General features: G+C 55.8%; 11 protein-coding genes and 1 pseudogene. 6 read left to right on the top strand and 6 right to left on the bottom strand.

Going from position 1 to position 10,688, the window contains the following annotated elements:
* Positions 1 to 1,128: a cytochrome c oxidase subunit II gene (coxB, locus tag HBO23_RS30380; protein ID WP_017137902.1), complete on the bottom strand. Its 1,128-nt coding sequence runs from the start codon at positions 1,126 to 1,128 to the stop codon at positions 1 to 3.
* Between the two features lie 369 nt (positions 1,129 to 1,497).
* On the opposite strand from coxB, the gene HBO23_RS30385 reads away from it, so the two are divergent.
* Positions 1,498 to 2,145 (top strand): hypothetical protein, encoded by a 648-nt coding sequence (locus tag HBO23_RS30385; RefSeq protein WP_017137903.1) that lies wholly within the window; start codon positions 1,498 to 1,500, stop codon positions 2,143 to 2,145.
* Between the two features lie 129 nt (positions 2,146 to 2,274).
* Here the strand turns inward: HBO23_RS30385 and HBO23_RS30390 are convergent, their stop codons facing one another.
* From HBO23_RS30390 to HBO23_RS30400, 3 genes and pseudogenes are all read right to left on the bottom strand, one after another.
* Positions 2,275 to 3,816, bottom strand: a complete 1,542-nt coding sequence (locus tag HBO23_RS30390) for a SulP family inorganic anion transporter (protein WP_170040735.1) — start codon at positions 3,814 to 3,816, stop codon at positions 2,275 to 2,277.
* Positions 3,817 to 3,901: 85 nt separating this feature from the next.
* Positions 3,902 to 4,633: a carbonic anhydrase gene (locus HBO23_RS30395; RefSeq protein WP_017137905.1), complete on the bottom strand. Its 732-nt coding sequence runs from the start codon at positions 4,631 to 4,633 to the stop codon at positions 3,902 to 3,904.
* Positions 4,634 to 4,860: 227 nt separating this feature from the next.
* A pseudogene (locus tag HBO23_RS30400) lies at positions 4,861 to 5,700 on the bottom strand (PA0069 family radical SAM protein); the annotation flags it as partial.
* 54 nt (positions 5,701 to 5,754) lie between these two features.
* On the opposite strand from HBO23_RS30400, the gene HBO23_RS30405 reads away from it, so the two are divergent.
* Entirely contained in the window at positions 5,755 to 7,443 is a 1,689-nt protein-coding gene (locus HBO23_RS30405) for a recombinase family protein (RefSeq protein WP_171902613.1), read from the top strand.
* Positions 7,444 to 7,773: 330 nt separating this feature from the next.
* A complete protein-coding gene (locus HBO23_RS30410; RefSeq protein ID WP_069551796.1) occupies positions 7,774 to 8,238 on the top strand; it encodes a hypothetical protein in 465 nt (154 codons plus the stop codon).
* Here HBO23_RS30410 and HBO23_RS30415 read toward each other — a convergent pair.
* A complete protein-coding gene (locus HBO23_RS30415; protein WP_069551795.1) occupies positions 8,231 to 8,539 on the bottom strand; it encodes a hypothetical protein in 309 nt (102 codons plus the stop codon). The two genes, HBO23_RS30410 and HBO23_RS30415, sit on opposite strands and share 8 nt — an antisense overlap.
* Positions 8,540 to 8,651: 112 nt before the next feature.
* Here HBO23_RS30415 and HBO23_RS30420 point away from each other — a divergent pair, with 112 nt between their 5' ends.
* Together HBO23_RS30420 and HBO23_RS34005 are read left to right on the top strand one after the other, a co-directional pair.
* Positions 8,652 to 8,873 carry a helix-turn-helix transcriptional regulator gene (locus tag HBO23_RS30420; RefSeq protein ID WP_082149858.1) on the top strand — a complete coding sequence of 74 codons (222 nt, stop codon included), beginning with the start codon at positions 8,652 to 8,654 and terminating at the stop codon, positions 8,871 to 8,873.
* A 31-nt stretch (positions 8,874 to 8,904) separates the two neighbouring features.
* Positions 8,905 to 9,120, top strand: coding sequence for a hypothetical protein (locus HBO23_RS34005; RefSeq protein WP_069551794.1), 216 nt, complete (start codon positions 8,905 to 8,907; stop codon positions 9,118 to 9,120).
* A gap of 43 nt (positions 9,121 to 9,163) precedes the next feature.
* Here the strand turns inward: HBO23_RS34005 and HBO23_RS30425 are convergent, their stop codons facing one another.
* Positions 9,164 to 9,550 (bottom strand): hypothetical protein, encoded by a 387-nt coding sequence (locus HBO23_RS30425; protein ID WP_170040737.1) that lies wholly within the window; start codon positions 9,548 to 9,550, stop codon positions 9,164 to 9,166.
* A gap of 191 nt (positions 9,551 to 9,741) precedes the next feature.
* Here HBO23_RS30425 and HBO23_RS30430 point away from each other — a divergent pair, with 191 nt between their 5' ends.
* Positions 9,742 to 10,284 (top strand): recombinase family protein, encoded by a 543-nt coding sequence (locus tag HBO23_RS30430; protein WP_069551792.1) that lies wholly within the window; start codon positions 9,742 to 9,744, stop codon positions 10,282 to 10,284.
* Positions 10,285 to 10,688 lie beyond the last annotated feature (404 nt).

A 10,688-nucleotide genomic window follows, 5' to 3' on the forward strand; every position in this document is an offset into this window, starting at 1 on the left:
TCATTTGCTTTCCGCCTGTTTCAGAGCCAGCACGTCTTTGGGCGTGACCATGTCGCCTTTGTTGTTGCCCCAGGCGTTGCGCTCGTAGGTGACCACGGCGGCGATATCGACTTCCGACAGCTGTTTGCCGAACGCCGCCATGGCGGTGCCGGGTTTGCCGAAGTACACGCGGTGCAGGTGGTCTTCTTTGGCGCCGGTGGCAATTGGCGAGCCTTTGAGCGCCGGGAACATCGGCGGCAAGCCCTGGCCTTCGGCCTGGTGACAGGCCACGCAGGTGGTGTGGTAAACCTTGTCGCCACGGGCCACCAGCTCGTCCAGCGTCCACTCTTTGGACGTCAGCTCCTTGAGCTTGGCGGCCTCTGCCTTGCGCTCGCCCAGCCAGGTGTCGTAGTCGGCCTTGGATTTGACCTCGACCACAATCGGCATGAAGCCGTGATCCTTACCGCACAGCTCGGCGCACTGGCCACGGTAGATGCCGGGCTTCTCGACACGGGTCCAGGCCTCGTTGACGAAGCCGGGGATCGCATCGCGCTTGACCGCAAAGGCCGGCACCCACCAGGAGTGGATCACGTCGGCGGCCGTCACCAGAAAGCGCACCTTGGCGCCCACCGGCAGCACCAGCGGCTGGTCGACTTCGAGCAAGTAGTGCTCGCCCTTGGTGGCCTGGTTATGGATCTGCTCGGCGGGCGTGGCCAGGTTGCTGAAGAACTCCACGTCCTGGCCCAGGTATTTGTAGTGCCACTTCCACTGATAGCCGGTGACCTGGATATCGATATCCGACTCACTGCTGTCGTAGATATTGATCAGGGTTTTGGTCGCCGGAATAGCCATGGCCACCAGGATCAGCAAGGGCACTACGGTCCAGAGAATTTCCACGGTGGTGCTCTCGTGGAACTTGGCCGCCACCTGGCCCGTAGACCGGCGGTGCAGGATCATCGACCAGAACATCGCGCCAAACACGACGATGCCGATCACCACACAGATCCAGAAAATGGTCATGTGCAGGTCAAACACGGCGTGACTGACTTCAGTAGCCCCTGGCGCCATATTCGTAGTCCAGGCGGCGTGCGCCTGGCCGAATACTGACCACAACAGTAGGCCCATCCAAACGTGTGGATGTCGCGTCATTGCGGGTTCCCCTTTATGTTTCTTGTTATCCCGCCGGTTTGCACCTGCGGCGAAGGGAGCGGCTTCCATACTGCTTACAACCGCCAAGCCTTGCCTGCGTCATGCAGTTGGGCGTCATCAGCTAATTGCGTACAAATCCGAGTATAGACAGCCGGGGCGACCCCGCAATGTGTAGGGGCAAATGAGCAAAAACAGACGGGCGGACCCAATAAAACCGGGCGCGCAAACGTTTATCCGACGAACGATGGCATTTCGATATAACGCACACGCATAACCATGAAATAATTATGACAAATGCGTCTTAGGCGCTCGTATAAACGAGCTACCTTATCCTCTCCCTTTTCCTACGCCTGTTTCACTGGAGCCTTCATGAACACCGCCGCATTGCGCGAGCAGATTTTCCGTGCCCATCAACACGAAGCCACTACGGGCCAGCTTGCCCAGCAACTGGAAAAACAATTGCCGCACCTGCATTCGGCCATCTCCCTGGCTGACGGTGATCGCAACATTGTCATGACCCGCTTTGTCACCGCCTACATCGAACTGGTTCCGGACTTGCTCGAAGCCGCCAACGATGTGGCCCGCGAAGCCGGTATCGAAAGCCAGATCAAACCGGTGTTGAAAATCGCCGAGCATTTCTTCCTGCAGCCGCCTGCGATCCTGGCCGGCCATGAAGGCCTGGACGGCTTGCTGGATGAGGCCTACCTGGCTCACCGCTTGGTTGAAGAGGTCAACGACCTGTATATCAAGCATTTCGGCCAGCCGTTGATTCCGGCGGATACCACTGTGGCTAACTTGATTGCCCATCAGCTGATTGGTGAAACATTTGCCAATCAGTTGGATGAAGCCGTGCACTTGGCGGTAGATGAAATGCTCAACGAGGAGAGCTTTGCGCTGGAGTCGGTCGAGGCGTATCGCGAACAGCTGAAAAGCCCGCAAACGGAAGCGGCGTGGAAGCGCTGGCCGTGCCTGTCGCGGCAACTGGGCGTTGAGTTATCGCTGGATCAGCCAGCCTGATTTTCCGAGTGAACATAGAACCACTGTGGGAGCCGGGCTTGCCCGCGATGGCGGAGTGTCAGTCAGCACATTAGCTGGCTGACCCACCGCCATCGCGGGCAAGCCCGGCTCCCACAATTTTTGTGGTGTTCAGACGGGCGCCGAACCTATCCCCACCGTCGTCCGCACTCGGCCTTCGAGCCTACGCTTCAACCCCCGCGCCTCGATCACCAGCGTCGAGCCCTTGGCCGCATTGGCCCGGCCCCATTCTTCCAGCAACTCCAGACACGAATGGTCGATGTAGCTCAGGTTGCTCAGCGGCACATGCAAGGTGGTCCCCGCAGGCACCGTCGACAGCACCTGAGTCAGCGCCGGCACTTTCAGGAAGGTCGCGGCACCGGTCAATCGCAGCTCCATCTCACCGTCCTGGGGCAAATCGATCAGGCTGACTTTCAATCGCGAAGCTTTAAACGCGAGCTTCAGCAACGTGAGCCCGAAGCCCACCAACACGCCGGTCAACAGGTCGGTGAAGATGATTGCCAGTGCCGTGGCGGCGTAGGTAAACATCGGCATCCGACCATAGCGGCCCAGCGCGCGAAACGCTTTGACGTCCACCAGCTTGATCCCGGTGTACACCAGCACGCCCGCCAAACTCGCCACCGGAATACTTTGCAGCACACTCGACAGCAGCAACACAAAGCCCAGCAGCCACACACCATGGAACATCGCCGACAACCGCGTGGTAGCGCCGGCCTGCACGTTGGCCGAGCTGCGCACGATCACGCCGGTCATCGGCAAGGCGCCAACCAAACCACAGAGCATGTTGCCCACGCCTTGAGCTGACAATTCCTTATCGAAATCGGAGCGCTGGCCGCTGTGCATCCGATCGACCGCTGCCGCAGAAAGCAGGGTTTCGGCGCTGGCAATAAACGCGACGGCGAAGGCGGCGATCAGCAGTTGCGGATCGGCCAGGTTCAGCAGGTCGCTGGGGCGTAGCCAGTCGATGGCGTCGGCGAGGTTTTCCGGCACCTCCACGCGCTTGACCTGCAACGCCAGCACCAGGCTGGTCACCGTCGCCAGGCCCACACCCAACAACGCGCCCGGTACGAAGCGCAATGTTTGCGGCCGGAATTTATCCCAGCAGTACATCACCAGCATGGTCGACAGGCCCAGCAAACCAGCCTGCCAACCAAGACCGCCGCCCAGCGTCGGGATCGCTTCGGCCATGGCCGCCGGGAAGCCCGCCAGGTTATCCAACCCCGAAGGTTTAGGCGCGCCGTCGAGCATCACATGCACCTGCGACAGCACAATCAATACGCCGATACCCGCCAGCATGCCGTACACCACCGCCGGAGCCGTGACCCGGAACCAGCAGCCTAGGCGCAAACGCCCGGCCACCAGTTGCAGGAAACCCGCCAGCAACAGAATCGGCCCGAGCATCATCATCCCGTGCTGGCGCACCAACTCGAACACCAACACCGCCAGCCCCGCCGCCGGGCCACTGACCTGCAGCGGCGAGCCCGCCAGCCAACCCACTACCAGGCCACCGATTATCCCGGTGATCAGCCCCTTGGCCGGCGGCATGCCGGACGCAATCGCGATGCCCATGCACAAGGGCAGGGCGACCAGAAACACAACCACCGAGGCCAGCAGCTCCCGTGGCAATACAGCTTTCAATTGAGCAGCACGCATGATGGCTCTCCCGAGGGATTCGCCGGGCGCGGTAAAGCCTGGCTGCGTCCATGGCAGCCACCGCTTGACCCGGCAGGGAAGTGTTTTAGAAGCGCGCTCTAGGCGTCGCGCAAGGAATCGGCTCGGTGCCGTTCAGCGGTCTGAATGCCGCCTGGTCCGCATCGTAAGCGCGGATTTCGCTGGTCTCGATGTTGTAGATCCAACCATGGATAAACAAATGACCATTGGCCATGCGCGAAGCCACGGAAGGGTGGGTACGCAAATGCTGCAATTGGGCGATGACGTTTTCTTCGGTCAGCACCTTCATGCTCTCGCCTTCGTTGGCGCAGTCGCAATTGTCTTCGACCATGGACTTGGCGACTTCGGCGTGACGCAACCAGGCCCGTACCGTCGGCATCTTTTCCAGGCTGTCGGGGTTGAGTACCGCGCGCATGGCGCCGCAATCGGAGTGCCCGCACACGATGATGTGCTGTACGCCCAGGGCGAGTACCGCGTACTCGATGGCGGTGGAAACCCCGCCGTTCATCTGGCCGTAGGGCGGCACCACGTTGCCGACGTTACGCGTCACGAACAAATCGCCGGGGGAACTTTGGGTGATCAGCTCGGGGACGATGCGCGAATCGGCGCACGTAATAAACATCGCCCGAGGGCTCTGGGCCGTGGCGAGTTTCTTGAAGAGTTCTTCCTGCTGCGGGAAGACGTCGTGATGGAAATGCAAAAAGCCGTCAACGATGTGCTTTAACGCTGCATCGGCAGACTCCGCCACCTGAGTGGCTGAAGCCGACGCAGCCAACGGCTGTTTATCCTTGTCACTCATGATTCATCCTCTTTATTAATGCAGGGGAGTGTTCAGGTCAGTTCGACGTCTGGCTATCGGAAAAGTTGAAAAACTAAACAAACCAAGGCGTCGACTCACCAGTCACTCGCTGAACAAGGTAACCGGCGAAACTTAACTCAAACTGAATGAACCGCTCTAGAACGAGGGTTTCAGTGATATCAAAACGCGACTATTTCCACAGCAATGGCGCCTTCGTTCTGTTCAGTTTACAACAATGCCATCTGTCTGCCCGGCGGGCAAAACGCCGTGCAATCCAGATTAAACCCTTCCCGTCGATTCAGCCCCAGCCGCTTGATCGCTTTGTTGAAACGCTGCGCCAACAAATCAGCAAACGGCCCCTCGCCACGCATGCGCACACCGAAGCGGCTGTCGTACACCTCACCACCGCGCACCTGGCGCACCAGGCTCATCACATGGGCCGCGCGCTGCGGGTAATGCGCCGCCAGCCACTCCTCGAACAGTGGCGCCACTTCCAAGGGCAAGCGCAACATCATGTAGGCGGCGCTCTGCGCACCGGCAGCGTGGGCTTCGGTCAGCAGGCTTTCCAGCTCGCTGTCGTTGATCATCGGGATCATTGGCGAGCACAGCACGCCCACCGGGATACCCGCCTCGCGCATCACCCGAATCGCCCGTAACCGCGCCTTGGGCGCCGCCGTGCGCGGCTCCAGGATACGCTTGAGTTCGTCGTCCAGGCTGGTGAGGCTGATCATTACCGCCACCAGCCGCTGACGCGCCAACTCGGTGAGCAGGTCGAGGTCGCGCAAGATCAGCGAACCCTTGGTGATGATGGTTACCGGGTGCCGATAGCGCAGCAGCACTTCGAGGGTTTGCCGGGTGATTGTGTAGTCGCGTTCGATAGGCTGGTACGGGTCGGTATTGGAGCCCAGGTTGATCGGCGCACACACATAACCTGGCTTCGACAGCTGTTGCTCCAGCACGTCGGCGGCGTTGGTCTTGGCAATCAGTTTGGTTTCGAAATCCAGCCCTGGCGACATGTCCCAATAGGCATGGCTGGGCCGCGCATAGCAGTAGATGCAGCTATACTCACTTATAAGAACCAATGCAGGGTGAGCACAGTGTCAGGGAAAGTCTATTCATACATGCGGTGGAGTACAGACCGACAGTCAGACGGATCTACCGAAACCCGCCAGCGTGAGGCACAGGAAGCGTTCTGTAAGCATTACCACATGACATTAGTGGAAGAGATTGCTGACCCCGGCATGTCCAGCTTTCGCGGGAAGAACGCCCATGAAGGCAAGCTACGTGAATTCATCGACCGTGCAAAACGCAGCGAGATTCCACCCGGTAGCCTCCTCCTTTTTGAAAACGCAGACCGTATGTCACGGATGCAACTTGCCCACGCTGTGCCCCTGTTCTTTGAGATTCTTGGTGCTGGCTTGAGGATTGGTATTGCCGACCGCCTACAGGTGTATACGCCAGGAACACTCGACCTCGGTGGGCTCATGACCATTCTTGTCGATATGGAACGCGCCAACGCTGAGTCAAAACGGAAAAGTGATTTTGGTCGTGCTGGTTGGGCGAAGGCACATGCACGCATGGAAGCAGGTGATGTAACGACAGACAAGGTGGCTCAATGGCTTGAGGTTGAGCGGGTTGATAATGAACGCCGCTTCAAAGTGAAGGAGGACATTGCCACCCAGATACGGGCCTTGTTCACCGCGTCCCTTCAATACGGTGTGGCAGAGTCATGCCGAAGAATAAACGAACAATACGGCTCGAGCTGGAAGATTCACCAAGTGCAATACCTGTTGAAGAATCGTCGCCTGATCGGTGAACACACCATCACCAATTTCAACGAACAGGCAGGGAAGAACATCCCATCCGACCGTGTCTTGATCGACTATTACCCCGTGATCGTAGACAAAAATCTGTTCGCCGAGGTGCAAGCTGTCATTAGCCAGCGTAAGCCATTCGCCGGTAAGCAGGACGCCAGCAACCTCAACATCTACCGAGGCTTGGTGAAGTGTGCCGCTTGCGGTGGTAGCGTTCGATTCATGTTCAAAACACAGAAAGAATATTTCATGTGTACCAACAGTATGAGCAACAGTTGCACTGGAGTGGGCATCCGTTCCGTTCGAGGCGAGCACTTACGGCGCCTACTGTTCAAGTTTGAACACTGGACGAACCTCCGCACCTACTTCATGGAAGCCAGCGAAGACTTGAAAACCCTTCGTCGTGAGCGTGACGCGTTGGTAGCACTGATAGAGAAGATCGCCACACGGACCAGCCAGACACAGCAGCGGCTCATGGATGAAGACGATACAGACCGACAAACAGTGCTGCTAGACATGCTCACCAAGGCCAAGGGAGACGACAGGCATGCACGGGCCAATCTAGCAATAGCTGAGACGTCGCTGGTTGAGTTGGAGGACGCATTCACCATTGCCGGGTTGGACGTTGGCAATCGCGTGGAGTGGATGTTGAACGACCGTAGTGAGGCGGCAGCACTGGAGCGTGCGAGGATCAATCGCTACCTGTCTAACATCTTTGAAACGCTGGAAATTGACTTCGAGGGAAAGACTCTCAGCACGGTGGTTAAGCCAGTATTCAAGGGTAAAGTTACGGAGTTCCAAGCTACCATCACCAGTCCACCAGATAAACGCTTCAAAGTTGCTGAGGGGACTATCAGGATTGCAGGTAAGAGACGCAGAATTCAACCAACAATGCCCGACGTCTTTACTCCCGAAGAACTCGAAACACTCAAGGGAGTGCAGTGGAAAGCACCTATATCGCTGTTGTCGCCTGCGGTGAAGAAGCCTTTGCAGTGATGTGCCAATAACCTATCTGAAACGCTCATAAACCCATACAAAATATATGGTTTTTTTGACCGTAGCGAAGAGTGACGTCTTAAGGGAAGCCCTATTCCCGGGGCGATTGCTTGACCGGGGCTTGATTGCGATACGGTTTTGAATTTACCGCACTACTAATGCATAATCTCAGTCGATTCATGCTCGCGAAAGACTCTATCCGATCTCAACTTCAACCAATGCTGACAATGATTGCATTGTATATGGACCTGCTGGTTCCGGCGTTCTATCAACCAACCAGTATAGGAGGGGAACTCCAAGTATGTTCATCAATAGAGGAGGTGTAGCCGTATGAGTGAATCCAGCGAAGCTAAGACAAAAAGAAAATATCTTGTTGTACTCCGATCCAACCAATGGCCCTATCAACATTCCATCTTCTACGATGACCCCGAACAGAGTCATGCCCTACTCGAACACATGGTCAAATTCAAACAAACACTCCGTAGGCGCTGTCCTGACCAACCATTTCTCGTCAGGGTTCAAACACTTAAGAAAGGGGGCGACCCGTTACAAGCCTACCTGACCATCTTCACAACGAAGAAAGTCGAGGACCTTCGTGAGATCGCGAACAAAGTCTTTCCTACTGTCATGAATGCCTTGGGCAAGAGACTCTCCATCGAAAAGCTGGATCAGATTGCAAGGTCAATTGAGAAACAGAAACCACATGACCTTTCCAAGCTCTTTGGCAAGCAGGGAGTCAATCGGTGGTCTGTGCTTAACAAGCATTTGTTGCTCCCGCCTGGAACAGCTATCTGAAGTAGAAGAACAGGAACACTATGACCAGAATCACGAATATCACCCGCCCCTGAAGCACCTCGGAATTCAGTTCGTCGTTCTTTATCTGCTTGTAAGTCTCGGTATCGCTCAGACCTTGCGTTTTGTAGAGCATGATCTGATTGATTTGCTTGTCGAGCTTCCTGTTGTGGGCGTCATTGCTACGCATGGTGATACCCCATACCAACAACCAAAGACCTCCCGTCAGCACTGTCATGATGACGTGCAGGATGTGATTCGTTTTCTTCTTCTGGGTCGTCAGTACAAACAGTTTTTCGTTCATGGGGCTCCCTGTCAGGTGCTAGCTAGATGAGCGACGAGGATACCAATGTATCAGTTAGTGTGTCATCAAATGGTGTGTTCACGATTGGGGTTCATCCGACCATCATTCGCGAATGCAACCAAATCAGAATCTGAGAAAGGGTTTCGGCCAACGAATCCGAGAGCTACGCACCAGTCAGGGCTTCAGTCAGGAGGCTTTCGCTGATCGGTGCGGGTTCGTTCGAACGTATATGTCGCGAATTGAGACGGGCACAGCCAACCCCAGCCTAGATGCTGCAAAGGTGCTGGCTGATGGACTGGGAATGACCTTGTCAGAGCTGCTACAAGGGCTCTGACGACCTTCAAAGACAATCTCAAGGATGGACCGTGCCAGATAACACAGAAGCCCATGTAGCTACAGCAGACGTCCTAACCCTCCTCCTTCACAACCAGCACGCGCTTGCAGCAGCGATTGAAGAAGTGGCCCTGTGGGCTAAAACCTGTGGATCAAACGAAATCCATGAGAACGCCGTCACCGCATTGCAGACTCTCGATGCGAACGCATCTGCCATCACCGCTGGAATTCTTAAGCTTCGCCAATAGTCACGACCATGAAAGTCGAAGTGCTGCAAGAAATGGCGTCGACTCAAAAGGAAAAGTTGTTTTTTTCGTGCTCCTCAACGTCATGCTCATCGACCCGGACAGTTTCCAGGTAGAGACGGACGGGGGGCTTATGGTCATGCTCAAAAACGCTGTAGTTCTCGGTCCTCCACTCGGTAACATCAGTTTTTCGATAACCCTTGGCTATCAGATCTGCTTGTGCAGCAACGAGTGCGTGTGACCCCAGCTTGTATTCCAGCACATAGCAGCCCATGTCTCCGCTCATTTGCAGAGGCAGAGAATCGCCATCGCGCTTTCGCCAAGATTGCTGTTGGAGCTCTTGAAGCTCAAAAAGCGCAAGCTCGAGCAACTTCTTCAGATGCTCAGCAGACTTCCCTTCAACCTTTATCGTCAGCGAATGAATCTTGCTCATGGTCAGCTCCTGATTGAGGAATGTGCATGTTAAACAGTTCACTTACTCAGAAACCATATGCATTCAACTGGGTACACCCTATTGACCACTAGTCGGGTGAATACAGTTTCTTGGGCTCTAGCGTTGTTTTGAGCGGAAGAAAGGGACAAAATGACAACGTCTAGACCCAGATGAATACAGGAGTAAAATAAATGGCAGATGTCGGCTACAAACGAGTTTCAACGGCGGACCAGACCAACGCTCGCCAATTAGACGGCATGACCTTCGCCCAGGTGTTTGAAGACAAGGTATCAGGCTCTACTACAGAGCGCCCAGCCCTACAGGAAATGCTTCGATACGTTCGCGAGGGCGACACGATCCATGTCCACTCGATTGACCGGCTGGCACGTAGCTTGGTTGATTTACTGGGGCTTGTCAGTGATCTAAAAGCCCGTGGCGTAAACATCCAGTTCCACAAGGAAAGCCTTCTATTCACCAGCGAACAGAACGCCAACCAAGATCTGATGCTCAGCCTGATGGGTGCAGTTGCTCAGTTTGAGCGTTCAATGATTCGTGAACGCCAGCGGGAGGGGATCGCCACGGCCAAGGCAAGAGGGGTCTACAAAGGTGGTGTAAAGACAACCAATGCTGAAGCAATCCGCAATCACATCGCCAATGGATCGTCCTACAGAGACACTGCCAAAGCACTTGGTGTCAGTCTCTCCACCGTTCAGCGAGCAATGAAAGCCCCCTAGAGCCGCATTAAGCGGGCGCCCTTACGCCTGCTACAAGGGCCCAGCGTTCTACGCCAGCCAGAGACGAGCTTGGCGCCTCTCCGCTCCATACTTATTTCTATATCGTTCGAGCTTTCGACAAACCCTATCGCAGCCTGCTTAACAGCTCAGGCAAGTCATCATGCCCTGTCGATTATTTTCCAGCCAGGGCAGTTCGGACGCCCATGATTTGCGACCTTGTTTGAGCGGCGGGGCCTTGATTAGTGATTGGGCATACACGGGTACGAGTCAAGAAGAGTGCGGATTTCGGTGAACGTGACCGAGCGTTTCGCTAATACGTGACCGGTGCTTCCACCCCGGTTGCGCGGGTTCTGGATTGTAATCGCATCGGTCACGATGCGGCTTGTTCCTCGGCTTTTTTTCGG

It is taken from the genome of Pseudomonas sp. WS 5532 (assembly GCF_012985445.1).
Lineage (GTDB): Bacteria > Pseudomonadota > Gammaproteobacteria > Pseudomonadales > Pseudomonadaceae > Aquipseudomonas > Aquipseudomonas edaphica.